Origin of the sequence: Burkholderia sp. B21-005, assembly GCF_020843965.1 — a bacterium.
Taxonomy (GTDB): Bacteria; Pseudomonadota; Gammaproteobacteria; order Burkholderiales; family Burkholderiaceae; genus Burkholderia; species Burkholderia ambifaria.
The window spans coordinates 451,732-475,226 of the sequence record NZ_CP086302.1 but is presented as its reverse complement, the minus strand read 5'-3'; the positions used below and the strand labels follow the sequence as shown (position 1 = coordinate 475,226).

Sequence of the window (23,495 nt, the reverse complement as noted above, 5' to 3'; positions counted from 1 at the left end):
CGGCTTCAAGGTGTTCGAGCCCGAACCGCTGCCGCATGGCGCGCGCCCGTGAGAGCATGATTGTGCGACGACGGTTGCGTCACCGGTCGAAGACGAATCGCGCGAGTCGCACCGCGACGCATTCGCCCCTGCATGACAAAAATTTCATGTTCCGATCAGCTTCGCGATGGGTCGCTTCGATACGATCGACAACGTGACGGGCAATGCCCGTTACACCCACGCAAGCGATTCGCTGCCGCACGGCACGAACACGCGTTAGGCCCGGACACGTGAAGTGCCGGGCTTCTTTTTGGTTCATCGCGGATTACGGAGGAACGCTGGGGAGGAACGTCGGCGTTCGGCCAAGAAAGGGCGCTCGATACCTTCATTAGAGGCGTCAACAATCAACTATGATGGACGCTGCGCAAAGCAGTCCCCCCTTGCAACTAGGCTGCGATCGACCAACGTTTTATTTAGCTATCACCATGGCGAAGCCCATATTGACAGTATTGCTGAAGAGGCCGTTTCCGGACGCTTTTCGCTTTATCGAGGCGATGCTTCAGCCTCTAGGATTTCTGCTTCTCAATCCCGAAAGCAGACAAATTACGCACTGGAGCGACGAGGGCGAACAGATCCCGATTCCCCTCGACAAGATCAGCGATGAAGCATCTACGGGAACGATTAAGAACGTTCAGTTTTGGAAAACCGGCTGCGATGATCTATTCATGTCTTGGGTTGATACGTCATCGGGGTGGAGCTTTTCCTTTCATCTTGACGGCGTCGCCCCGGAACTGAAATTTGCGTTGGCGACCGCACTCTTGAATTCAGTTCTGATCGATCTCAAACAGCAGTACGAAGACGAGTGTGCTTTTAGAATCGATTTCGACTAACGCCACACCCAACGACCGCTTTCAAGTGAATCGAGAGGCCGCTCCGGTCGAGCCATGTAAGGACGGAAGGCTGGCGCGTCATCATCGCCGATACGCCACACGACATTCGATATTTTTTAACCGGGACTAGAGTTTGTCGACGGTAATCGTGTCGCTACGGGACGCCTATGAATCAGGTACTATTGGACAAAATTTCAGAAGAGCTTTGGGGCGGTGGTTTGAATTACTGTGTGTTTCTTAAGGCGTACACGGTTGCGGCCGCCAATCTTCATCAATCTGCCGAGTTAATCTCGACTGCGCTTGGTGAAGGAGCAATCGTAGTTGATGTCGTGGAGGTAGGTGTTGAGTCGGTCGTCGATACAGTAAAATTCAGTCTTCTCTATGCCGGCGACAATTCGGCAGGACCGTCAAAAGAAGCTCTCGAATCGGAGGTTCTAGCGGGAATGCTGGGCGAGCTTTTGTTGGAATTGCGTCTTTTGATGGCGAAGGCAACAAGTGTCGAAGCGTTCGCACTTAAGGCAGGGCATCCGTTCTATCCAGTCTTTTGGGACTTTTCCTTTATATTCCGAAGTGCTTCGAATGCCACGATTTTCATCGGTGCAAGTTCAGATTGAGCGAGAGTCGCAATTGTTACCGACGTACGTCCGCTATCGGGTTCCCCGGAAGACCGCTTCGGGTCGGCAGGCGCCCGACTACATCGGGCGGCAAGCAGGCCGGCTACGGCCTCCGCTTTGGGCCACCTGCCGGCAAGTTTCGGCCACTCGACCCAGTGCTTCGGTAGTCGATAATCGTGAGAAAGCGTATCGCATCCCGGGCGATTGACACAGGTGAGTAAATGCAATCAGAGCTTCCTATGGCTGATGCCGTGCCACGTGGCATCAACAAGGCAAAAATTCTATCCCAGGTGCGCAACAAGTTTGCAGGGGCGCTGAGCAATGACACAAAGTGGAACGAGCTGATTTCTTTCATGCGCGGTCTGGACGGATGGCGACCTTCCTACCGTTCAAAGTGGGTCAATGGCCATGTATCGAGATGGGATGTCGAGTGGTTCTACCACCTGCCGTTTCCATTCGTGGGAGTTGAGTGGATTGATATCGGATTGCATGAGCCGGCTTCGGTCAGGCACGAGCCCATCGATCACTCAGCGCTTGTTTTGAGTAAGCTCGCGGAAATAGGTTTCGAATTTGAGGCGAGAGGCGGCGTCGCCAGAGTCTGGGGCTATGCCCCGAAGTCTTATGAAGATTTTCCGCCAGACGCATCGCTCTGACCAACACGGCGCCAGTCGGAATCGAGGCAGATCGGTGTGCGGGAGTTTTCGGTGGCTCAGCTTACTCCCCCGACTTGGCGAAACTTTCTCGGGCAAGACTGTGCCTGGGGACTTGAGGATTTTGTCCCGATGGGCGCAGGTGGTCGTGTCCCTACGGATACCACACCACATCCCGAAACCGTGGCGAGTGGCCGCTACCGACAAATCCGACGGGCCGCTCCGGGTCGGCAAGCAACGTCTACGGAAATCCACGAAGAACTTTTTTGCATGGTCTTTCACGAGGCCGAGGCCACGCTATTCAGCGCGCGACGTCGCGCTGCGGAAACAGGCACGGATGCGTCTTCACGTACAGGTTCGGATTGCCGCAGCGATGCCCCGAGTAGTCGATCTGCTCGCCCGGCATCAACTCGGCGGCAACGGGCTTTGCTTTTGCCACGCCGGTCGATGCGGCCGGCCCGGTGCCTGGGCGCACGGATGCGCAGCCTGCGAGAAGCGAGACGAGAAGCGGGATGACCAGCATGACGAGGCGCGACGAGCGGACAGACAGGCGATTCATTTGGCGAACGAATGGAAGCGTCGTGACAGGCTCGTCCGCTGTCGAGACTCTCGCGGCGAACGATGCGCATGCCAGCGGCCGGATCGCCTATCGGTGGCAATGCGCCCGACATGTCCACCGCTGGTTGACTGCATGTTCCGCTTTGCTCCCGTCGCATGCATGACCCGAACATGACGATTGCGTCACACGCGCCATCGCGCAATCTGACGCACTTTTCATCTTCCGATCACGGTCACGCCCGGCTGCTTTCGCATACTGAATGCATGGATCGCCACCCGGCGGCCTCATCAAGGAGAGCTCCATGAAAACGACAAGACTCACGGCCCTGTTCGTCACCGCCATGCTGTCGCTCGGCATCACCACGCAAGCCGCGTTCGCACAAACGCAAACGCAGGGCAAGACCCGCACGGAAGTCATCAACGAACTGAAGCAGGCGCAACACGACGGTGTGGTGCCGACGAGCAAGACGCAGTACCCGCCGACCAGCGAGATGATCGCGCGCAACAAGGAACTCCACGTGATTTCGATGCATGCCGGCGAGAAGACGCCGCAGGCCGACAATCACGACAGCCTCGCGACCCGCTGATGCCGGTCAGGTACGTGCGCTGGTGCGGCGATCCCGGGCAGCGTCCTGCGAAAACAGCGTCCCGCGCCGGCGGTCAGGCAGGTTCAGTGAAGGTGCGACGCGACCGCCGCACGGCAGGAAGATGAAGTTCGGGCAGTCGACACGCGTGCCCTGGAGAGGTCCGGCACGCGCGTTACACGCTGCCCCGCTTCGCACGCCGGCGTTGCACCAGCCAGTCGAGCAATTGCCGCCCGTCGCGTTCACCGAACCAGCGCGCGTGTCCGATCAGATAACCGTCGTACGCGACATCGACGATCGCCGGGGCGTCGATGATGCACCCGAAATACGCGACCTCCGACAGCGCGAACTCCGTATGCACGATCGGCAGCATCGCGACCAGCGCCGCATACGCGTCGTCGCTCAACGGTTCGAGCGATTCGTAGCCGTCGAGCAGCGCATCGATGTGCGCGTATTCGATGCGACGCGCATCGGGTGGCGCCATCCAGTCGACCGTGTTGCGCTCGATCGCAAGCGCGACGTCCATCACCGCGCAGGTGCGATCGGACAGGCCGAAGTCGAGCACGGTGCGCACCTGCGCGCCGGGGCCGGCGCCGGTCCACAGCAGGTTCGACGCATGCCAGTCGCCGTGCGTCCACAGCGGCGGCAGCGCGGGCAGCAGCGGCACGAGGCGCGCGTGATACGGGCCGATCGCATCCGCGACATCGCCGCGCCAGTCGCGCGTGCCGAGCGCGCGCACCAGCAGCGGCTGCGCGTCGACCCAGCGTTCGAGCGCGCCCGCCAGATCGCTGGACAACAGCACGCGGAAACTCGACAGCAGCGTGCGCACGGGCCGCACCGGCGCGTCGTAACCGGCCGACGCGCGATGCAGCTCGGCCAGCGCGCGGCCGGCCGCGTAAGCGTGCGAGGAATGCGTGAACGGCTGCCACGACATCACGCCGCGATACGCGTCGACGCCGGGCGCGACCACATGCACCTCGTACGTCCAGTCGCCGCACGCAAAGGCCGTCGCGCCGTTGCGATCGGCCAGCACGTCCACCACCGGCATCCCGCGCGCGCGCAGATGCGCAATGAAACGATGCTCTTCCTCGAGCCCCGCGACGTCGCGCAGGCTCACGTGATGACGCTTGACGAACAGTGCGCGCCCGTCCGTCATCCGCACCAGCGTGGCCGCCGCGAACTGCCGCGGACTGTGCCAGGTCAGCCGCGCCGGTTCGCCGGCGCCGTCGATGCGCGCGAGCAGCGCCGCAACCTCGTCGTGCGTCATCAGCGGCCAGTCGCGTTCGGCCTGCTCGCCGTCGACACCGAACTGCGGCGGTGCGACGTCCGGCGATAGCGGCCCGTCCGGCTCGAGTGGAAATGACATGAACGACGTAGCTCCGTAGTTGAATCGGCCTGCGAATCAGCCCGCCGGGTTCGCGCTCGCGCGCAGCGCGTCGGCCGTGCGGCTCCAGTCGCGCCAGCCGATGACGGCGAGCGCGATGAACAGCGCGTAGAGTCCGGCCGTCAGATACAGTTCCTTGAACACGAACATCCCGACGTACACGACGTTCACGACGATCCACAGCCCCCACGACGCGATGTAGCGCCGCGCGGTCCAGTATTGCGCGACGAGGCTGAACGCGGTCAGCGACGCATCGACGAACGGCAGCGCCGCGTCGGTCCAGCGCGCCATCATCCCGCCGAGCAGCGCGCTGCCGACGACGGCCGCCATCAGGTCGGGCAGCATCTGCCGTGGCCGCACGCCGGCGACGGGCGCGACGTCGCCTGCCGGCGCCGCGCCGCCGTTCGCCTCCAGCGTACGCTGCGCGATCCAGCGGCGCCAGCCGTACACCTGCAGCACGGCGAACGCGCCCTGCAGCAGCATGTCGGAATACAGCTTCGCATCGAAGAAGATCCAGCCGTACAGCGCGACCGACGCGAGCCCGACCGGCCAGCACAGCATGCGCCGCTTCGCGGTCAGCCAGATCGCGAGCGCGCTGACGATCACGCCGGCGATTTCGAGTGGGGACATCGTCCGTGCTCTCCTGGTTAGCTGCCGGGGCCGCGTGTCACGCAGCCGGATCCGGTCGATCAGAAATCATAGGTCAGCGACACGCGCGCGGTGCGCGGCGCGCCCGGGAACAGGTACGCGTCGCCCTGCTGCTCGCCCGCGTCGCGCCAGTAGAACTTGTTGAACAGGTTGTCCACCGATACGCGCAGCACCGTGCGATGGCCGCCGATCTTCGTCGTATAGCGCGCGCCGAGATTGAACACGAACCACGACGGCACGCGCGCGGTGCCCTCTTCGTTCGCGTTGCGGCCCCCGCTGTACTCGACGCCGCCCAGCATGTTCAGGCCCGCGACGCCCGGCACCGCGTAATCGGCGTACAGCGACGCGCGCAGCGCCGGCACGTTGATGATCTGGTGCCCTTCGTACGCCGGCGAACCCGAATCGTACGCGCGCGCACGAATCGCCGCGACGCTGGCCGTCAGCGACAGCCGCTCGGTGAGCCGCCCGGCCGCGCCGAGCTCGATCCCCTGGTGGCGCTGCGTGCCGCGCTGCACGAAGGTGTAGCTCGTGCCGGACGCATCGGGATCGGCGAACTGGAACGGCTTGCTGATCGAGAACACGGCGGCCGTCAGGCTGAGCCGGTCGAGCCAGTCGTATTTCGCGCCGAGCTCGAACTGGTGCGATTCGACCGGCGGCAGGAACGCATACGCGTTGGTCGCGCGCACCGGTGCCTGGTCGCCGAGCGACAACGCCTTGCTGTACGACGCGTACAGCGACAGCACGTTCACCGGCTTGTAGACGAGCGCGACCTGCGGCAGGAACACCGAACGGTCGGTGTGCGTCGCGTCGCCGTCGAGGCTGTCCCAGCTGCGCTGGCGCAGCAGCACTTCCTTGCCGCCCGCGAGCACCTGCCAATGCTCGCCGATGCTGATGCGGTCGAGCCCGAACACGCCGTACTGCCACGAATCGAGCTGCGGATACGACGGCCCGGCCGTGTTCGGCGACGGCGCGAACGCGACGTCGGGCCCGTAGATGTTCTCGCTGCCGACGTAGTCGTACACGGCGTTCGCCATGTGCACGACGCGGCGCTGCACGCTCACGCCGAGCGTCAGCTCGTGGCGCAGCGGGCCCGTCGCGAACTTGCCCGTCGTCACCGCGCGCAGGTCGTCGTTGCGGCGGTATTCGCCGGGGCTGCGGAAGTCGTACACGTCGTAGTCGCCGTTCGCACCGAAGAAGAACGGCGACGTCGCGCCGGCCGCGCAGCTCGGCGCGTAATAGCAGCCGTACGCGAACGCGCTGTTGTCGTCGATCATCGTGCGGCTGCGGCCCGCGGCGATGTAGGCATTCCAGTCGTCGTTGAACCGGTAGTCGAAGCGCGCGTTCAGGTTCAGCGCCTCGGTCGTCACCGGCTTCGCCCACGGCTGCGTGCCGAGCGCCTTCGACGTCGTGTTGACGGACGGCACGACGGTGCCGCCGAGCAACTGGTAACCGGGTGCGGAACGCTGGATCCACTGCTGGAATTCCGCGTTGAGCTGCAGGCTCGCGCGCGGGCTGATGTCCCAGTCGGCGGCGATCGAGCCGAACGTGCGCCGTCCGTTCGTGCCGTCGATGTACGAGTGCATGTTCTCCTTCGCGGCATTGATCCGGAAGCCGAACTGATGGTCGGGGCCGAAGCGGCGGCCGAGATCGACGGCCGCCGAGGTCGAGCCGCGGCTGTCGACGCCGGTCGTCACGCTCGCGACGTTCGCCGAGCGCTTCGTCACGAAGTTGATCACGCCGCCCGGCGCGACCACGCCGCTGTCGATGCCGGCCAGCCCCTTCAGGATCTCGACGCGCTCCTTGTTCTCGAGCGGCACGTTCTGCTCGCCGGACACCGTCAGCCCGTCGATCCGGATCGCGCTCGCGAGATCCACCGGGAAACCGCGAATCGCGAAGCCTTCGAAGTAGCCGACGGGCGCGTAGTCGTTGACGACCGACGCATCGTTGCGCACCACGTCGCTCAGGCGCTTTGCCTGCTGGTCGTCGAGCTGCGCGCGCGTGACGACGCTGACGGAGGCCGGCGTGTCACGCAGCGGCGCGTCGTCGAGCCCCGCGACCGACGCTTCGCGCGCGCGAAACGCGCCGCCGCGCTCGCCGCTGACCGCGATCGCCGGCAGCGTCGCGCTGGCGGCCGCATCGGCTTCGGGAGCCGGCGCGTCGCCCTGTGCCGCGGCGGCCTGCGCCGCGAAAAGCGTGATGCCGAGACCGACGCCCACGCCGACCTTCGCGCGCCGCCGCCGTGCGGGCGACGCTGTTGTTCTATTCACCGTCATTGTTCTGGATGGAAAACTCGCCACTCGACCCTGTCGAAACACGTTATGCCGCCGCGAAGCGCAGCCTCGCGCATGACCCCGCGACGGTCCCGGCGAGTCGCCGGGCACGACATTCATCGGACGAATCTGACGAATCTCACGATTCGGCCGCTTGCGTGCCGATCGATCGGGAATGCGCAGGATGGGACATCGGATGCCGGTGACGCGCCAGGCGCCGACGCGGACGCCGATCCGGGGATCGGGTGCGTGTCGGGCGGCCGGCTGCGTCGCGCGGTGTTGTCATGCAGGGGACGCTTCGAACGCCCCGGTGCGTGCGCCGGGCATTTGCGTGCGCCGTTCGTCGGAACGGCGGAATGCCCGTCGCACGCGACATCGCGGCGTGGCGCGCATTTTACCCCGGGCGGGGCTGACGGCCGGAGAATCGGCCGAAGTGGGCGGCGACAGGCGGGAACGCGGGCACGGCGGCCCGCGTGATTCGGCGAGCGCTCAGAACCCCTGCATCGTCACCGTCGGATCGACGACCAGATGGACGACGCCGTAGATCACCGCGCCGACCAGCACCGCGAGCACGATCGCGACGAACGGCAGCAGCGTGAAGTTGACGTTCGCGAGATCGGACGCGTGCGCCTTGCTGTTGCGTACGCCGAAGAAACTCCACAGAACCAGCCGGATCATGCTGAACAGTTTCATGATGTTGCTCCTTTTCCTCTATCGGTTGACGCTATCGTCGATCCGACAGGCCTCCTGAAAAAGAAGCAGTTGCGAGCGTTTTTTGCGCAGCACGCGCTGTGCGACCGCATGCCGCACGCACGTCAGCGGTCGAGCACCAGCGGCTCCGTGGCCCCTTCGGCAGGCTGAGCGACGCACAGCAGCGCGCAGCCGGGCTCGACCGGCGCATCGTGCGACTGCACGTAATCGACCGCCCCGGACAGCACGCGCGTCGCACACGTGCCGCATGAACCCGACCGGCATTCGGACGGCACCGCCACGCCCTGACCTTCCGCGAATTCGAGCAGCGTGCCATCGGCAGGCGTCCAGGCGGCGTCGCGCGCGGAACGGCGGAACACGACGGGCACGCTCGCCATCGACGGCGCTCCCGCCGCGCGGGTCGCACTGCGCACGACACTCGACGGCCCGAACGCCTCGAAGCGGATACGCTCGTCCGGCACGTTCAGCGCACGCAATCCATCGTACAAATCGCGCATGAACGCGGACGGCCCGCACAGGTAGAAATCGTAGTCGTCGAACGGCAGGATGCGCTTCAGTTGCGCGACGTCGATGCGGCCCGGCCGCGCCGCGCCGTCGCGCTGCGGCCGGCTGTCGAACCAGTGCAGCGACACGCGTGCGTCGGCGTCCGCGATGCGCGTCAGCTCCGCCGCGAACGGCCGGTCGGCCGTATCGCGCGCGCCGTGCACGAACACGACGCGGCGCGACGGCGTGTCGTCCGCCAGCGCGCGTCGCAGCATCGCGAACATCGGCGTGATGCCGATGCCGGCGGACACCAGCACCGCCGGACGCGGGCTCGCGACGTCGAACGTGAAGCGGCCGCGCGGCATCTGCGCATCGAGCGTCATCCCGGCATGCGCGTGGTCGTGCAGCCATGCCGACATGCGTCCTTCGCGCTTCACGGTGATCCGGTAATGCGATGCGTCGGGTGCATCGGAGAGCGTATAGCTGCGGATCGTCGGCGCCTCGCTGTCCGGCAGCGCGATGCGCAGCGTCAGATGCTGCCCGGCTTCATGGGCCGGCAGCGCGCCACCGTCCGCCGGTTCGAAATGAAACGAGCGAATCGCGCGCGCTTCGTCGACGATCTTCGCGATGCGCAGCGGGCGCCAGCTGGAGGGCGATGCGGATGCCGCCTGCGCACCCGCGATCGCCGAACCCTCAGCCATCGCCGCAAACTGCGGCGCCCGCTCGGGCGCCGACCACCGGAACGGCAACACGCCCCGCGTGCGCCGCACTTCGCGCACATGAAACCGCACGACCCGCTGCGCGCCGTCGAACGACGCGACGAGCGGCCCGTCCCACACGATCTCCGCCCGCGCGGCGACATACAGCACGTCGCCGCTGTCGAAATCGATGAACAGCAGCCCCGCGCGCGGATCGTGCTGCAGGTTGCCGAGCGTGTTGAAGAAGCGGTTGCCGCTGAAATCCGGCGTCGTCAGCGTGCACGCGTCGTCGACGCGCACGAAGCCCGGCATGCCGCCGCGATGCGACACGTCCGCGCCGCGCGCGGCGCCCGCATCGGCCGACGTGTTCGCACTCGCGACGAAGAACGTATCGGCCTGCGCGAGCAGCGCGCGATCCGCGTCGCTCAAGCGGTCCGACACGTCGGCCTCGCCGGACGCATCGCCTTCACGCGCCGCGAACGTGGGTTTGCGACCCTGGATGTACTTCGCGCAGTTGCCGAAGCTCTGCTCGACCGCGATCGTCAGCGCACCGCCGTCGACCGCACGCACGACGCCGTTCACGCGATTGCGCCGGCGCGTGTCGAACTCGATGCCAAGCCCGCCGAGCGGCACACCCGGCTGCCACGCACCGGCCAGCGGATCGCCGGGCAGCGCATCGCCGTCGATGTGCAGCGTGCGCGCGTCCGGCGCCGTCACGAAGCCGGGCATCCCGACCCGCAGCGCCGCCCACGGCTGGCCGTGCGCGTCGACCCCGCCGAGCACGAAGAACGGCAGCTGCGCAAAAAACGCCCGGTGCTGCTCCGGCATGAAGCGCCGGATCCCGCGCCGGCCGGCCGCCCCCGCAGCCTCCGTCACGCCCGCGCGCTGCTGCACGGCGAGCTCGCCCGCATGAAAAGGCGCAACGTCAAGTTCCCAGCCCGGTACGGCGGCGGTCGGCGCGGTCATCGCGTTTCTCCCGGTAAAGACGTGTCGTGGCGCTTCGCGTCAGGCGGCGAGCAGGCCGGCACGGGTCGTCGGCATGCCGACGAAGCCCGGCAGCGCCTCGACGCGCGCGAGCCACGCCCGCACGTGCGGATACGGTTCGAGCGACACGCCGCCTTCCGGTGCGTGCGCGATGTACGTGTAGGCGGCGATGTCGGCGATCGTCGGCTGCGCGCCCGCGGCGAACGGCTTGCCGGCGAGCTCGCCGTCGATCACGGCGAGTATCTTCGCGGCGGTGCGCTTGGCCGCGTCGTGATCGAGCGGCGCGTTGAACACGGTGACGAGCCGCGCGGCCGCCGGCCCCGATGCGATCGGCCCGGCCGCATACGACAGCCAGCGCTGCACGGTCGCCGCGCCTGCCGCATCGTTGGGCAGCCAGTGCGCGTCGCCGTAGCGCTTCGCGAGATAGACGAGGATCGCGTTCGAATCGGCGAGCACGGTGCCGTCGTCGTCCATCACCGGCACCTGGCCGAGCGGATTGAGTGCGAGGAACGCGGGTTCGCGCTGCGCGCCGGCCGCGAGGTCGACGTCGACGATGTCGGACGGCAGCCCGAGCAGCGACAGGAACAGCCGGATGCGGTGCGCATGCCCGGACAGCGGGAACGAATAGACACGAACCGGACGGGCGGGCTTGCTGGCGGCTGGCATGGAAAGGCTCCTGGATCTCGCGCCGCCGGGAATCGGCGACGACCAGCCCGCAGCGTAGCGCTCGCCGTTCACATCCAGAAGGCGGATAATCGCTGAAACATTATCCCTTCCCATAGGACAATCAACGATGGCCGATCTGCGCGACGTGAACTTGAACCGGCTGGCGATCTTCGTCGCGGTGGTCGATGCCGGCTCGCTGACGGCCGCAGCCGAGCGGCTCGGCCTCGCGAAGACGGTCGTCAGCACGCACATGCAGCGCCTCGAATCCGAAGTCGGCGCGAACCTGCTGGTCCGCACCACGCGGCGGCTGAGCGTGACCGATGCGGGGCGCGCGTTCTACGACGCGTGCCGCGACATCGTGCGCGCGACCGAAAGCGCGCTCGACGCGGTGTCGTCCGACGCGGGACCGTTGCGCGGTACGCTGCGCGTGAGCGTGCCGATCGACTACGGCGCGCTGGTCGTCGCGCCGGCGATCGTCGCGCTGCGCGATGCGCATCCGGGGCTCGACGTCGAACAGATCGCGAACGACCGCGTCGTCGATCTGGTCGCGGACAACCTCGACGTCGCGATCCGCCTCGGCCGCCTCGCGGATTCGAACTATCGCGCGGTGCAGCTCGGTCAATACGAGAAATGGGTGGTGGCGAGCCCCGCGTTCGTCGCACGGCATGGCCTGCCGCGCGATCCGGACGCGCTCGCCGCGCTGCCGTTCGTGATGCTGTCGACGCCGTCACGCCCGCATACGCTCGAACTCGACGATACGAGCGGCGGCCACGCGTCGGTGCGCTGCACCGCGCCGGTCGTGTCGAACACCGCGACGGCCTGCCGCGCGATCGCGCTCGCGGGCGGCGGCTTCGGGTTCCTGACGGATTTCTCGATCGCGGAGGACATCGCGGCCGGCCGGCTCGTCCGGCTGCTGCCCGCCTGGCGCTCGGCGCGGGCGGGGATTCATGCGGTGTATCCGTCGACGCGGTTGCCGTCGCAAAAGGTGCGCGCGTTCATCGACGCGATGAAGGCGCGGATCGCGGAAACCGCGCCGGCGGCCGCGGATTTTCTCGCGCCGAATTAATCGCGCCATTTATTCACAAAAAATCCCATATTGATTTTAGAGATTTTCACCTAACCTTATTCCCGGTAATACGCCGAACCGCGTTTACCGAACCGCTTCAATTCTCCGCCTTATTCCAATCAAGGAGTTTGAACATGCAAACCGCCGCAATTTCCTGGGGAAGCACGCCGTCGATTCGCGTCTACACGGCCAACGGCAACAAGATCACCGAGCGCTGCTACGACGGTTCGAACTGGTACACCGGTGCGTTCAATCAGGCCGGCGACAACGTGTCGGCGACGTGCTGGCTGGCCGGCAGCGCCGTGCACATCCGCGTGTACGCGACCAGCGGGGGTGCGACCACCGAATGGTGCTGGGATGGTGACGGCTGGACCCGGGGCGCATACACGGGCTCGTAATCTCGCATTTCGCGAGCGCGACACGTTTCACGCGCAGTGCCGGCGCGACGTCAATTTTCATTGGCGTTGCGCCGGCTATTTTCATTTAAATTCGATTATTGATATTTACAAACCGACAAATCAAAAAATGAATATAGCCAATGACGATTCCGTGAAATTCTGCGCCTTGTTAATATCGATCCCCACCCGATAATTATCGATACGGATTGCACAAGCATTCACCAAGGCGAAACACGAATCGAATCACCCCATGCGCGCAGTCGGCTTCGACCCTTCATTCCGGGCGCCGCCAGGCGCTTGGCCCCGGCGCTACCCCTCTTCCCGCAACGTGCCCAGCAGCACTTTCCTGCAACTCGCCACCATCTGCGCCTCGGGATCGCGATACTCGGTGAGCAGCCAGGCGGCGCCGACGTTCGTCATCGCGCCGACCAGCGCGAGCCCGACGAGCCGCTGCTCGGTGCGCTCGGCGGGCGTCACGGCTTCGCGCGCCGCGCCGATCGCCATGATCAGCTTGCCGAAGTCGATCAGCATCCGCTGGTAGGTCATGTCGGTATCCGCGCTCACGCCCATCACCTCGAGCAGCAGCACGCGCGCCGCGCACGGGTCGCGCAGGAACCTGAAGAATGCGGCGAGCCCCGCGTCGACGCGCTCGCGCAGATCGCCGCCGCGCTCGGCCACCGCCCGCTCGACCGCGTCGTGCAGCTGCTGCGCGTGATGCAGGTAGGTGCAGCGCAGCAGATCCTCCGTGCTGTCGAACGCCGCATAGAAATAGCGGTCGTTGAGCTTCGCTTCCCGGCAGATCGACCGCACGGTCGCCTTGCGGAAGCCGACGGTGCCGAACACGCGCGTCGCCGCGCGGATCAGCGCGTCGCGCCGCTCGGCGGCCCGTACCTCGGGCGCGACACCGCCGTACGCCCGCCCCCGTTTTTCCGTTTCGAGTGCTTTCTCCATTTCGCTATTTGACATCAGGACACCCGAAAACTAAAGTGGTGACGAACATCACCACAATAAGCACGCCGCCGGCGCAGTGCAAGCGGAACGGGAGGGACGACGAATGAAGGGTTTTTCCGGCAAGGTCGCCGCGATCACGGGCGCCGGTTCCGGCATGGGCCGCAGCCTCGCGGTCGAGCTGGCGCGGCGCGGCTGCGAGGTCGCGCTCGCCGACGTCAACGATGTCGGTCTCGCCGGCACGGCGGCCGCGTGCGGGAAGCACGGCGTGCGCACGAGCATGCGGCGGCTCGACGTCGCCGACCGCGACGCGGTGTTCGCGTGGGCCGATTTCGTGCGCGCCCAACACGGCAAGGTCAATCTGGTCTTCAACAACGCGGGCGTGTCGCTGGCCGCGAGCGCCGAGACCGCGCGCATCGCCGATCTCGAATGGATCGTCGGCATCAACTTCTGGGGCGTCGTGCACGGCACGCAGGCGTTCCTGCCGCATCTGCGCGCGTCGGGCGACGGGCACGTGATCAACACGTCGAGCCTGTTCGGGCTCGTCGCGATGCCGACGCAGAGCGCGTACAACGCGACCAAGTTCGCGGTGCGCGGCTTCACCGAGGCGCTGCGGATGGAGCTCGAACTCGACGGCGCGCCGGTCAGCGCGACCTGCGTGCATCCGGGCGGCGTCGCGACCAACATCGTCGATGCGAGCCGCGTCGATACCAGCATCCACGCACTCACGGGCCAGGACGAAGCGACCCACCGCCGCCAGGCGAACCGCCTGATCAACGCGACGACGGCCGACGACGCCGCGCGGCAGATTCTCGCCGGCGTCGAGCGCAATGCGCGCCGCGTGCTGGTCGGCGCCGATGCGCGGCGCCTCGACAGGATCGCGCGCCTGCTCGGCGCCGGCTACCAGCAGCTGGTGTTGCGCTACGTGCGGCGCGCACGCGCACGCAATCTGTGTCCGAAGGCCGCCGCCGCGGCGGAACGCACCCACGCCCCGGCCGCACGCCCGACCCCACCGACCAAGGACCTGGCATGAGCTCGACGACGACCAACCGGCGCGACGCGCCGTCCGCCTCCGGCGACAGCCGCGACCTCGACGTGCTGATCGTCGGCGCCGGCCTGTCCGGCATCGGCGCCGCGTATCACCTGAAAAAGCGCTGCCCGTACGCGAGCATCGCGATCGTCGAGGCGCGCGATGCGATCGGCGGCACCTGGGACCTGTTCCGCTATCCCGGCGTCCGTTCGGATTCCGACATGTTCACGCTCGGCTACAGCTTCCGCCCGTGGCACAGCGACAAGGCGATCTCGGACGGGCAGACGATTCTCGACTACATCCGCGACACGGCACGCGCGTACGGCATCGACAAGACGATTCGTTACGGCCAGAAGGTGGTCGCGGCGGACTGGGATTCGAACCGCGCGCGCTGGACGGTGCACATCGAGCGCACGCGGGACGGGACGGTCGACACGCTCGTCTACACATGCCGCTTCCTCTACATGTGCAGTGGCTACTACGACTACGACGGCGGCTACCTGCCCGACTGGGCCGGCATGGAATCGTTCGAAGGCCGCATCGTGCACCCGCAGCAATGGCCGAAGGACCTGTCATACGCGAACCGGCGCGTGGTTGTGATCGGCAGCGGCGCGACGGCCGTCACGCTGGTGCCGTCGATGGCGACCGACGCGAAACACGTGACGATGCTGCAGCGCTCGCCGACCTACATCGTGTCGCTGCCCGCGCGCGACAGGATCGCGAACGCGTTGCGCCGCGTGCTGCCGTCGCGGCTCGCGCACCGGCTCGTGCGCGTGAAGAACGTGCTGCTGACGATGTACCTGTACAACGTGTCGCGCCGCAAGCCCGAGCGGACGAAGCAGTTCATCATCCGCGCGGCCGGCAAGCAGCTCGGCCCCGACTTCGACGTCGCGAAGCATCTGACGCCGCGCTACATGCCGTGGGACCAGCGCGTGTGCCTCGTGCCGAACGGCGACCTGTTCAAGTCGATCCGCGCGGGCCGCGCCTCGATCGTCACCGACGAGATCGAGCGCTTCACGCCGACCGGCCTGAAGCTGAAGAGCGGCCAGCGGCTCGACGCGGACGTGATCGTCACCGCGACCGGGCTGAAGGTGAAGATGCTCGGCGGCGCGCGCGTCACGGTGGACGGCCGCACGGTCGACTTGCCGCAGACCGTGTCCTATAAAGGAATGATGTACAGCGACGTGCCGAACCTCGCGTCGTCGTTCGGTTACACGAACGCATCGTGGACGCTGAAGGCCGAGCTGATCGCGCGCTACGTGTGCCGGCTGCTCAACCACATGCGTGCGAACGGCTACGACACCTGCGTGCCGCGGCTCGGCGCCGGCGACCTCGGCGACGTGCCGGCGGTGAACCTGAGCTCGGGCTACATCCAGCGCGCGGCCGGCATCCTGCCGCGGCAGGGGCACCGCAAGCCCTGGAAATTCCACCAGAACTACGTGCTCGATCTCGCGTCGCTGAAGTTCAGCGGACTCGCCGATTCGGCGATGAAGTTCGAACGCCGCGCGAAAGCCGGCCCGGCCGCCGCGCCGGTTGCCGAACCCGTACTCGAAACCCGTTGAGGCCGACATGAGCCATACGCTTCATCTGATCCAGAACGTGCTGCTCGGCGTCGTCGTGGTGCTCGCCGCGCTCGCGCTGTTTTCCGGCTTCATCGCGCGCCGCGTGACACGCTCGTTTCCGCCCGAAGGCCGCTTCGTCGACATCGGCGGCGACCGCATCCACTACGTCGAGTACGGCAGTGGCCCGCCGCTCGTGTTCGTGCACGGGCTCGCCGGGCAGTGGCGCAACTTCGCGTACCTGCCGCTCACGCGGCTCGCGCAGCACCATCGCGTGATCCTCGTCGACCGGCCCGGCGCCGGCCGCTCGCTGCGCGGCGCCAGCTCGCAGGCGAACGTGTTCGCGCAGGCCCGCACGATCGCCGCGTTCCTCGACGCGCTGAAGCTCGACCGGACGGTGCTCGTCGGCCACTCGCTCGGCGGCGCGATCGCGCTCGCGGTCGGCCTCAATCATCCGGAGCGCGTGAGCCGGCTCGCGCTGATCGCGCCGCTGACGCACGAGCAGACCGAACCGCCGGCGCCGTTCAAGCCGCTGATGCTGCCGTCGCCGCTGGTGCGCCGCTTCGTGTCGTGGACCTTCGCGGTCCCGCTGACGATCCTGACCGGCCGCAAGGCCGTCGACCAGGTGTTCGCGCCGGAAGCCGTGCCGCGCGACTTCCCGGTAAAGGGCGGCGGTTTGCTCGGGCTGCGCCCGCACGTGTTCTACGCGACGGCGACGGACCTGCTGTCGGCGCCCGTCGACCTGCCCGCGATGGAGCGGCGCTACGCGGACCTCGCGCTGCCGGTCGACGTGCTGTACGGCCGCGCCGATCCGATCCTGAACTGGCGCGTGCACGGCGAGGCGCTGGCGAACAAGTCGGCGCGCGTGCGGCTGACGGTCGTCGAAGGCGGACACATGCTGCCGGTCACGATGCCGGACGCGACGGCGGACTGGCTGCTCGAGGTTGCCGCCGCGCCGGTCGATGTGCCGGCGCAGGGCACGCACGTCGAGCATTGAGCGTCATCGGGTTGACGGGGCGGTCGCGCGGAGGATGACGGCGCCCCGGCGCTGCGGGGCGGATGCCGGGCACCGCGCGTCGGTCACGCTTCGTCGTCGGGCAGCGACAGCCCGAGTTCCGTGATCACCTCGCGTGCGCTGCGGAACGCTTCGACCGCGGCCGGCGCGCCCGCGTACAGCGCGCTGTGCAGCAGCACCTCGCGGATCTCGACGAGACTCGCGCCGTTGTTGAGCGCGCCGCGCACGTGACCCTTCAGCTCCGCGCCGCGGCCGAGCGCCGCCAGCATCGCGCACGTGCAGAGGCTGCGCGTCTTCAGGTCGATTCCGCCGCGCTGCCAGGTGCTGCCCCACGCGTGCTCGTTCAGCCAGTTCTGCAGCGGACGCGAAAATCCGTCGAGGTCGCGCATCGCGCGCTCGACGAATGCGTCGCCCATGACTTCGGTGCGGCGTGCCTTGCCCTGTTCCCTGTCCTGTTCGCTCATGTCGGTGTCCTGTCTGAAGTCGCGGCCGCTTCGGCGTCGCCCGCGGCCGGGTGGGTTCGCGTCATGTTCGCGGCACGCGGGCGTTTCGTCAAAGAGGTGGCGTTCCGGTTGCGGCCACCCGCGTCGCGTCGGGACGAACGCTACGTAACATCGCGCCGCGCGTTACGGCGCCTTACGGGAACATCACGGCAACCGCGTTCAGCCCAGCTGTCGCGCCCGTCGCGCGAAACCACCATTCCTCCGTTTAAATCGCGGCGATATTCCCGATTTCCGCAACAAAGCGCCGGCGCGTCGCGCGAAAGATGCCATGGCGCGGAATTTGCAGTAATGGCCCGGACACAACTTCCAATGTCGAGGGCACCATGCACCATTACTTCAAGAAAACGACGGTATCGCTGGCCGTCCTGTCGCTCGTCACACTCTACGGCTGCGGCTCGGTCGACGGGCCGGTGACGCCGTCGGTCAAGCCGAGCACGTCGGGAACGTCCGGCATTTCGGGGACTTCGGGGACGTCGGGCGCATCCGGGAACACCTCGACGGGTACGTCCGGTGGCGGTAGTTCGGGGACTTCCGGTGGCGGCTCGTCGGGGACGTCGGGAGGCGGTAGTTCGGGGACTTCGGGGACTTCGGGTACGTCGGGTACATCGGGTACTTCCGGCACCTCGGGCACTTCCGGTACGTCGGGCACGTCCGGCACCTCGGGTACTTCCGGTACGTCGGGAACGTCCGGCACCTCGGGCACTTCTGGTACGTCGGGAACGTCCGGCACCTCGGGCACCTCGGGCACTTCTGGTACGTCGGGAACGTCCGGCACCTCGGGCACCTCGGGCACTTCTGGTACGTCGGGTACTTCGGGTACTTCGGGTACTTCGGGTACTTCGGGTACTTCGGGTACTTCGGGTACTTCGGGTACTTCGGGTACTTCGGGTACCTCGGGTACTTCGGGTACCTCGGGTACTTCGGGTACCTCGGGTACTTCGGGTACCTCGGGTACCTCGGGTACCTCGGGTACTTCCGGTACGTCGGGTACGTCCGGCACCTCGGGTACTTCCGGTACGTCGGGTACTTCCGGCACCTCGGGTACTTCCGGTACGTCGGGTACTTCCGGCACGTCGGGGACTTCCGGCACTTCGGGCACCTCGGGCACTTCTGGTACGTCGGGCACCTCGGGCACTTCTGGTACGTCGGGCACTTCGGGCACGTCCGGCACCTCCGGTACGTCGGGCACATCCGGCACCTCAGGCACCTCAGGCACCTCCGGCAACGTCACCCCGCTCGGCAACGTCCTCCAGCAAACCGGCACGCTCGTCACGGGACTTGGCACGACGGTCGCGAACGGCGGTGCGCAGATCGGCGGCGTGCAGGTCCCCGGCACGAACCCGACGACGGCCACCAGCATCGGCAACGCGGTCACGAGCCTCGGCAACGGCGTGCAGTCGCTCGGCAGCGGCGTCGCGGCGGGCCTCGGCTCGATCGGCGTGTCGCCGAACCCGCTTGGCCCGACGCTCACGTCGACCACCGGCCTGCTGACCGGCGCCGGCGGCGCGGTCAACAACCTCGGCAACGCAGTGACGAGCCTCGGCAGCGGACCGCTGTCGCCGCTCGCGCCGGCCACGACCCTGGTCGGCGATCTGGTCAACACGGTCGGCACCGCGGTCAACTCGACCGCATCAGCGCTGAACACGGCGCTGAACAGCACGCCGGTCCAGCAACTCGAGACGCAGCTCGGCAGCGTGATCAACCCGATCACGAACACGCTGACCGGCGGCGTCACGACGCCGGGCGCCACGCAGACACTCGGCAACGCGACCCTGCTCGGCGCCCCGCTCAGCGGCCTGCTGAGCACGCTCGGCAGCGGCCTCGGCCTGGCCGGTTCGCAAGTCGGCAGCGCAACCGGCAACCCGGTTGGCACGAGCGCCGGCGGCAGCGTGTCCCAGCTCGGCAACACGGTGGCGTCGACCGGCGGCCTGCTGTCCAGCGGCAGTTCCAGCAGCGGCACCAACCCGCTCGCCCCGATCACCGGTCTGCTCGGTACGCTGACGGGCGGGCTCGGCGGCGGCAGCAGCTCGAGCGGGTCGGGCGGCACCAGCGGGACGAGTGGTACCAGCGGCGGCCCGCTCGCGCCGATCACCGGCCTGCTCGGCACGGTGACGGGTGCGCTCGGCGGCCTCGGCTCGAGTGGAACGAGCGGAACGAGTGGCACCAGCGGCTCGGGTGTCGGCGGCCTGCTTGCGCCGGTCACCGGCCTCGTCAACTCGCTGACCCCGCTCGGCGCCAGCCTGACCGGCACAGTCACGACGCCGGGCGGCGGCCTGACGGGCAACCTCGGCGGTGCGCTGACGAGCGGTCCCGTCGGCACGCTGACGGGTTCGCTGACGTCGCCGGCCGGCGCGTTGGGCGCGCTCGGCACGGCCAGCCCGAGCGGCGCGGCCGGCACGGTGACGACGCCGTCCGGCAGCGGCGCCGTCACGACCGGCCTGACCGGCAGCTCGACCGGTGCCGCGGGCGGCACGAACAATCTGCTCGCGCCGGTGACGAACCTGCTCGGCGGCCTGCTCGGCGCCACCCCGAAGAAGTAACGCTTCACCTATCAAAACCACAGGCCAATGGCCGGGCGCGTACCAATCCAATGCCCGGCCGACGGCCGGCGTCACCCGCCAAGCGGGGGCGCCGGCCCTCATCCCGACGAGGATTCGATCATGAATTCCACCATCGACGGCATCGCCGCGGTCCAGGACCGCCCGCCCCGTTCCGCCACACCATTGCGCGCCGGCCTGCTCGGCATCGCGGCCGGCCTGTTCGCGCTGTGGATCACCCGCGACCAGCCGACCCTCGACGCGGCCACGCGCGCCGTCATCGCCAGCCTCGCGATCATCGGCACGATCGCGCTGCACGAAATCTTCATCTCGCGCGTCTACCTGCGCCCGAGCGCGGGACTGTCGCGGCAGGCCGTGCGCACGCTCGGGCTCGCCCGCGTCGCGACGCGGCTCGGCGCGCTGACGTCGATCTACGCCGGCATCGGCCTGCTCTACTGGCTGCTGCCCGAATATCACGGCGCGTTCTACCTGCCGTTCTGGTCGCTGCTGCGCTCGCTCGCGCCGTACGTGATCGTCGCCGCGCCGTTCTACTTCGCGTGGATGGATCGCCACCAGCGCGAGACCGACGACGCGTACCTGCTGTGGGGCCGCTTCCTGTTCCGCCGCGAGAAGCCCGCGAGCTGGCAGCCCGTGCGCGAGATGCTCGCCGGCTGGGGCGTGAAGGCGTTCTTCCTGCCGCTGATGACCGTCTACCTGTCGAAGGACGCCGATCACCTGAGCGCATCGCTCGCGAACGCGCTGCACGCGCCGATGACGCTCGCGACCTTCGTGTTCCTGTACGACCTGTCGTTCACGATGGACCTGATGTTCGGCACCGTCGGCTACCTGTGCACGTTCCGCATCCTCGACAGCCACGTGCGCACCGTCGAGCCGACCACGCTCGGCTGGGTCGCCGCGCTGATGTGCTACCAGCCGTTCTGGTCGCTGATCTCGAACAACTACATCCGCTACGAAGGCTCGCTGTTCTGGGACAACTGGCTGTTGTCCGCGCCGACGCTGCGCGTGATCTGGGGCGCGGTGATCATCCTGCTGCTGATGACCTACGCGCTGTCGACGATCTCGTTCGGGCTGCGTTTCTCGAACCTCACGAACCGCGGGATCATCACGTCGGGCCCGTACCGCTTCACGAAGCATCCGGCATACATCGCGAAGAACCTGTCGTACTGGATGGTGTCGGTGCCGTTCGTCGAGCCGCTCGGCTGGCAGCTCGGGCTCATGCACTGCGCGGGGCTCGTCGCGGTCAACCTGATCTACTACACGCGGGCGAAGACGGAAGAACGGCATTTGATGCGGGATCCCGACTATCGCGCGTATGCGGAATGGATCGCTCGGCACGGGTTGTTCGCGCGGATCAAGCAGGCGTTCGGGGTGCGGCAGGCGGCGTGAGGGTGTCTCGCGCTCATCGGTTCGATGAGCGCCTCGAGCGTGGCAGCCCGGCGGAACGCGTGCGATCGACGCAGCGGCTACCGTGTCGTGTCGCGCACGTGCGGCACAAACGTACTCGCGATGTCGCACGCCGAGCCCTGTTCACGCAAACGCATCGCCATCACACGCCGCTCGCTTGCGACCGATTGTCGCGAAACACGCCGATTCCCCGCGTTTCCTCGCTTTTCTCCCGGCGTCCGATTGCCTGCCCCGATGTGGTCGCGTATGGTGCTGACCGTCCGCGCGCGCCTGTCGCCGGACCTCCGACCGTCGTCCCGCACGACGGCCGCGCGGGCCGTGCCCGCCGTCACCGTCTCCGCGGCACCGTCCTTCGGCGCCGCGCATTCATGAGGAGAGAGGCGTGATCCACAAAGTCCTGATCCTGTTCTCACTCTGCATCGCGGGCCTCGCCGCGATCGCCGCCGGTTTCCAGCACATCCCCAGCTGATTCGCGGCCCCGGCTCGCGCGTCGAGCCCGGGGGCCGCTTCCCTGTCCCTTCCCCGTTGCGATGAACCCCTTTCTCGATGCGCCCGGGACGGGCGCCTTTTGCCATGCGTATCGACGTACAGCATTCCCAGCACGACATCGACGATGAACTCGACGCGCTCCATGCGCGTCTGCACCAGCCGGGCCATCGCCTGCACGGCCTGCCGGCCGTCGCGCTCGGCGACTCGGGCCTGATCGTCCGCCACCGCGAGGCGGACGGCGAATACTTCCTTTACGTCGAGGATCCGTCGGCCCGCCAACTCGCCGGCTACACGATCTTCAACCGCTTGCCCGAACTCCCGCGCCGCGCGGACCGCTACCTGCGCGCCCCGCATACGCGGCTGCGCGGGTCCGCGCAACGCAAGGGCCTCGCGACGACGCTGTATCGCTGGGCACTCGACGCGGGCCTGTGCCTGATCAGCGGCGCCCGGCAGTCGGTCGGCGCGGCGCAGCTGTGGACCGCGCTCGCGCACGACTACCGGCACGGCTTCGTCGACGTCGAAGGCCGCGCGCTGCGTTATCTCGGCGAAGCCGTCGCGGATCACGTGCACGGCGCGCTGCATACGCGCCGGCTGTTGCTCGGCAACGGGTGGACGCTCGGCGATCTGGCGCGGGCAACCGGGATGACGGACGTCGCTGGCGCAAGGTGTCAGGACGCGAGATTTCAGCAGGCGGGACGCGAACTCGCCCATCTGCACCGCGCCGCCAACGCGCGTCACGTCGCTCACGCCGATCACGCGTCGATGCGATAATCCGGCGGATTCGCGCGACGCCGCCGCGCACGCCACCTACCGACACCCGCCTCGATGGCCACCGAACCCCGAACCGATTCCGAACGCCGCATCGACATCGTCGCGCTGTGCGGCAGCCTGCGTGCGCAGTCGTACAACGCGGCGCTGCTGGATGCGGCAGCACGCGTCGCGCCGCGCGGGATGCGCATCACGCGCTTCGATCGTCTCGGCGAATTTCCGCTGTTCAATCCCGATGCCGAACATCCGTCGCCGGCCGCGGTGCGTGATCTGATCGAGCGGCTGAACGCCGCGGACGGCGTGCTGATCGCAAGCCCGGAATACGCACACGGTGTGACGGGCGTGATGAAGAACGCGCTGGACTGGATCGTGGGATGCGAAGCCGTCGTGGGCAAGCCGGTCGCGGTATTGAACGCGTCGCCGCGCGCGACGCACGCGGACGCGGCGCTGCGGGAAACGCTGTCAGTGATGTCGGCGTGCATCGTCGAGCGCGCATCGATCGCGTTGCCGATCCTCGGCAGCCAGCTCGAAGCGGCGGGCATCGCCGCGCATCCGCCGTTCGCGTCGGCGCTCACCGACGCGTTGCACGCACTGCGCGCGGCGATCGACGCGCAGGCGCCGGGCCGCTAGACAACGAT

General features: G+C 67.4%; 22 protein-coding genes. 13 read left to right on the top strand and 9 right to left on the bottom strand.

The features are described from left to right. Nucleotides 1–389 precede the first annotated feature (389 nt). From LMA02_RS18540 to LMA02_RS18530, 3 genes are all read left to right on the top strand, one after another. A complete protein-coding gene (locus LMA02_RS18540) occupies nt 390–869 on the top strand; it encodes a hypothetical protein (protein WP_228909213.1) in 480 nt (159 codons plus the stop codon). A 167-nt stretch (nt 870–1,036) separates the two neighbouring features. After that, nucleotides 1,037–1,483: a hypothetical protein gene (locus LMA02_RS18535; protein WP_228909211.1), complete on the top strand. Its 447-nt coding sequence runs from the start codon at nt 1,037–1,039 to the stop codon at nt 1,481–1,483. Nucleotides 1,484–1,704: 221 nt separating this feature from the next. After that, a complete protein-coding gene (locus LMA02_RS18530) occupies nt 1,705–2,136 on the top strand; it encodes a DUF6678 family protein (protein WP_011660341.1) in 432 nt (143 codons plus the stop codon). Between the two features lie 298 nt (nt 2,137–2,434). Here LMA02_RS18530 and LMA02_RS18525 read toward each other — a convergent pair whose 3' ends face one another. Further along, nucleotides 2,435–2,572 carry a hypothetical protein gene (locus LMA02_RS18525; protein ID WP_228909207.1) on the bottom strand — a complete coding sequence of 46 codons (138 nt, stop codon included), beginning with the start codon at nt 2,570–2,572 and terminating at the stop codon, nt 2,435–2,437. A gap of 421 nt (nt 2,573–2,993) precedes the next feature. On the opposite strand from LMA02_RS18525, the gene LMA02_RS18520 reads away from it, so the two are divergent. Next, entirely contained in the window at nt 2,994–3,278 is a 285-nt protein-coding gene (locus LMA02_RS18520; protein WP_228909206.1) for a DUF4148 domain-containing protein, read from the top strand. 172 nt (nt 3,279–3,450) lie between these two features. Here the strand turns inward: LMA02_RS18520 and LMA02_RS18515 are convergent, their stop codons facing one another. The 6 genes from LMA02_RS18515 to LMA02_RS18490 all read right to left on the bottom strand — a co-directional run bounded on the left by LMA02_RS18515 (nt 3,451) and on the right by LMA02_RS18490 (nt 11,119). Beyond that, on the bottom strand, nt 3,451–4,641 hold the full coding sequence (locus LMA02_RS18515) for a phosphotransferase enzyme family protein (RefSeq protein WP_228909204.1): 1,191 nt from the start codon (nt 4,639–4,641) through the stop codon (nt 3,451–3,453). 36 nt (nt 4,642–4,677) lie between these two features. Continuing rightward, nucleotides 4,678–5,289: a nicotinamide riboside transporter PnuC gene (gene pnuC, locus LMA02_RS18510; RefSeq protein WP_228909202.1), complete on the bottom strand. Its 612-nt coding sequence runs from the start codon at nt 5,287–5,289 to the stop codon at nt 4,678–4,680. 59 nt (nt 5,290–5,348) lie between these two features. After that, a complete protein-coding gene (locus LMA02_RS18505) occupies nt 5,349–7,580 on the bottom strand; it encodes a TonB-dependent siderophore receptor (protein ID WP_228909201.1) in 2,232 nt (743 codons plus the stop codon). Between the two features lie 486 nt (nt 7,581–8,066). Further along, complete coding sequence (locus LMA02_RS18500; RefSeq protein ID WP_006750787.1) at nt 8,067–8,270, bottom strand: DUF2970 domain-containing protein; 204 nt, start codon at nt 8,268–8,270, stop codon at nt 8,067–8,069. 122 nt (nt 8,271–8,392) lie between these two features. Continuing rightward, on the bottom strand, nt 8,393–10,435 hold the full coding sequence (locus LMA02_RS18495; protein WP_228909199.1) for a pyridoxamine 5'-phosphate oxidase family protein: 2,043 nt from the start codon (nt 10,433–10,435) through the stop codon (nt 8,393–8,395). Nucleotides 10,436–10,474: 39 nt separating this feature from the next. Further along, entirely contained in the window at nt 10,475–11,119 is a 645-nt protein-coding gene (locus tag LMA02_RS18490) for a glutathione S-transferase family protein (protein WP_228909197.1), read from the bottom strand. A gap of 127 nt (nt 11,120–11,246) precedes the next feature. On the opposite strand from LMA02_RS18490, the gene LMA02_RS18485 reads away from it, so the two are divergent. Further along, on the top strand, nt 11,247–12,185 hold the full coding sequence (locus LMA02_RS18485; protein WP_228909195.1) for a LysR family transcriptional regulator: 939 nt from the start codon (nt 11,247–11,249) through the stop codon (nt 12,183–12,185). Nucleotides 12,186–12,319: 134 nt separating this feature from the next. Then, the gene (locus LMA02_RS18480; protein WP_228909193.1) at nt 12,320–12,583 is read left to right on the top strand and encodes a fucose-binding lectin protein; all 264 of its coding nucleotides are present in this window, start codon (nt 12,320–12,322) and stop codon (nt 12,581–12,583) included. Nucleotides 12,584–12,892: 309 nt separating this feature from the next. Here LMA02_RS18480 and LMA02_RS18475 read toward each other — a convergent pair whose 3' ends face one another. Next, nucleotides 12,893–13,549 carry a TetR/AcrR family transcriptional regulator gene (locus LMA02_RS18475; RefSeq protein WP_228909192.1) on the bottom strand — a complete coding sequence of 219 codons (657 nt, stop codon included), beginning with the start codon at nt 13,547–13,549 and terminating at the stop codon, nt 12,893–12,895. Nucleotides 13,550–13,637: 88 nt separating this feature from the next. Between LMA02_RS18475 and LMA02_RS18470 the strand changes: the two genes are divergently transcribed. Genes LMA02_RS18470 through LMA02_RS18460 form a run of 3 tightly spaced genes read left to right on the top strand, consistent with a single transcriptional unit; the run spans nt 13,638 to nt 17,117 of the window. Beyond that, complete coding sequence (locus LMA02_RS18470; RefSeq protein WP_228909190.1) at nt 13,638–14,564, top strand: SDR family NAD(P)-dependent oxidoreductase; 927 nt, start codon at nt 13,638–13,640, stop codon at nt 14,562–14,564. Next, nucleotides 14,561–16,123: a flavin-containing monooxygenase gene (locus LMA02_RS18465; RefSeq protein ID WP_228909188.1), complete on the top strand. Its 1,563-nt coding sequence runs from the start codon at nt 14,561–14,563 to the stop codon at nt 16,121–16,123. Before LMA02_RS18470 ends, LMA02_RS18465 begins: the two co-directional genes overlap by 4 nt. Nucleotides 16,124–16,130: 7 nt before the next feature. Next, nucleotides 16,131–17,117, top strand: a complete 987-nt coding sequence (locus LMA02_RS18460; protein ID WP_228909186.1) for an alpha/beta fold hydrolase — start codon at nt 16,131–16,133, stop codon at nt 17,115–17,117. 83 nt (nt 17,118–17,200) lie between these two features. Here the strand turns inward: LMA02_RS18460 and LMA02_RS18455 are convergent, their stop codons facing one another. Next, the gene (locus tag LMA02_RS18455) at nt 17,201–17,599 is read right to left on the bottom strand and encodes a carboxymuconolactone decarboxylase family protein (protein WP_166723677.1); all 399 of its coding nucleotides are present in this window, start codon (nt 17,597–17,599) and stop codon (nt 17,201–17,203) included. 362 nt (nt 17,600–17,961) lie between these two features. Here LMA02_RS18455 and LMA02_RS35580 point away from each other — a divergent pair, with 362 nt between their 5' ends. The 4 genes from LMA02_RS35580 to LMA02_RS18435 all read left to right on the top strand — a co-directional run bounded on the left by LMA02_RS35580 (nt 17,962) and on the right by LMA02_RS18435 (nt 23,487). Continuing rightward, the gene (locus LMA02_RS35580; RefSeq protein ID WP_228909185.1) at nt 17,962–20,178 is read left to right on the top strand and encodes a collagen-like triple helix repeat-containing protein; all 2,217 of its coding nucleotides are present in this window, start codon (nt 17,962–17,964) and stop codon (nt 20,176–20,178) included. Nucleotides 20,179–20,298: 120 nt separating this feature from the next. Then, on the top strand, nt 20,299–21,582 hold the full coding sequence (locus LMA02_RS18445) for an isoprenylcysteine carboxylmethyltransferase family protein (RefSeq protein ID WP_228909184.1): 1,284 nt from the start codon (nt 20,299–20,301) through the stop codon (nt 21,580–21,582). A 591-nt stretch (nt 21,583–22,173) separates the two neighbouring features. Beyond that, a complete protein-coding gene (locus tag LMA02_RS18440) occupies nt 22,174–22,860 on the top strand; it encodes a histone acetyltransferase (RefSeq protein ID WP_228909183.1) in 687 nt (228 codons plus the stop codon). Nucleotides 22,861–22,914: 54 nt separating this feature from the next. Further along, nucleotides 22,915–23,487: an NADPH-dependent FMN reductase gene (locus LMA02_RS18435; protein ID WP_228909182.1), complete on the top strand. Its 573-nt coding sequence runs from the start codon at nt 22,915–22,917 to the stop codon at nt 23,485–23,487. Nucleotides 23,488–23,495 lie beyond the last annotated feature (8 nt).

Coding starts and splice junctions, on each gene's coding strand:
- LMA02_RS18540 (WP_228909213.1), top strand. CDS start 390: ATGATGGACGCTGCGCAAAGCAGTCCCCCCTTGCAACTAGGCTGCGAT.
- LMA02_RS18535 (WP_228909211.1), top strand. CDS start 1,037: ATGAATCAGGTACTATTGGACAAAATTTCAGAAGAGCTTTGGGGCGGT.
- LMA02_RS18530 (WP_011660341.1), top strand. CDS start 1,705: ATGCAATCAGAGCTTCCTATGGCTGATGCCGTGCCACGTGGCATCAAC.
- LMA02_RS18520 (WP_228909206.1), top strand. CDS start 2,994: ATGAAAACGACAAGACTCACGGCCCTGTTCGTCACCGCCATGCTGTCG.
- LMA02_RS18515 (WP_228909204.1), bottom strand. CDS start 4,641: ATGTCATTTCCACTCGAGCCGGACGGGCCGCTATCGCCGGACGTCGCA.
- pnuC (WP_228909202.1), bottom strand. CDS start 5,289: ATGTCCCCACTCGAAATCGCCGGCGTGATCGTCAGCGCGCTCGCGATC.
- LMA02_RS18505 (WP_228909201.1), bottom strand. CDS start 7,580: ATGACGGTGAATAGAACAACAGCGTCGCCCGCACGGCGGCGGCGCGCG.
- LMA02_RS18500 (WP_006750787.1), bottom strand. CDS start 8,270: ATGAAACTGTTCAGCATGATCCGGCTGGTTCTGTGGAGTTTCTTCGGC.
- LMA02_RS18495 (WP_228909199.1), bottom strand. CDS start 10,435: ATGACCGCGCCGACCGCCGCCGTACCGGGCTGGGAACTTGACGTTGCG.
- LMA02_RS18490 (WP_228909197.1), bottom strand. CDS start 11,119: ATGCCAGCCGCCAGCAAGCCCGCCCGTCCGGTTCGTGTCTATTCGTTC.
- LMA02_RS18485 (WP_228909195.1), top strand. CDS start 11,247: ATGGCCGATCTGCGCGACGTGAACTTGAACCGGCTGGCGATCTTCGTC.
- LMA02_RS18480 (WP_228909193.1), top strand. CDS start 12,320: ATGCAAACCGCCGCAATTTCCTGGGGAAGCACGCCGTCGATTCGCGTC.
- LMA02_RS18475 (WP_228909192.1), bottom strand. CDS start 13,549: ATGTCAAATAGCGAAATGGAGAAAGCACTCGAAACGGAAAAACGGGGG.
- LMA02_RS18470 (WP_228909190.1), top strand. CDS start 13,638: ATGAAGGGTTTTTCCGGCAAGGTCGCCGCGATCACGGGCGCCGGTTCC.
- LMA02_RS18465 (WP_228909188.1), top strand. CDS start 14,561: ATGAGCTCGACGACGACCAACCGGCGCGACGCGCCGTCCGCCTCCGGC.
- LMA02_RS18460 (WP_228909186.1), top strand. CDS start 16,131: ATGAGCCATACGCTTCATCTGATCCAGAACGTGCTGCTCGGCGTCGTC.
- LMA02_RS18455 (WP_166723677.1), bottom strand. CDS start 17,599: ATGAGCGAACAGGACAGGGAACAGGGCAAGGCACGCCGCACCGAAGTC.
- LMA02_RS35580 (WP_228909185.1), top strand. CDS start 17,962: ATGCACCATTACTTCAAGAAAACGACGGTATCGCTGGCCGTCCTGTCG.
- LMA02_RS18445 (WP_228909184.1), top strand. CDS start 20,299: ATGAATTCCACCATCGACGGCATCGCCGCGGTCCAGGACCGCCCGCCC.
- LMA02_RS18440 (WP_228909183.1), top strand. CDS start 22,174: ATGCGTATCGACGTACAGCATTCCCAGCACGACATCGACGATGAACTC.
- LMA02_RS18435 (WP_228909182.1), top strand. CDS start 22,915: ATGGCCACCGAACCCCGAACCGATTCCGAACGCCGCATCGACATCGTC.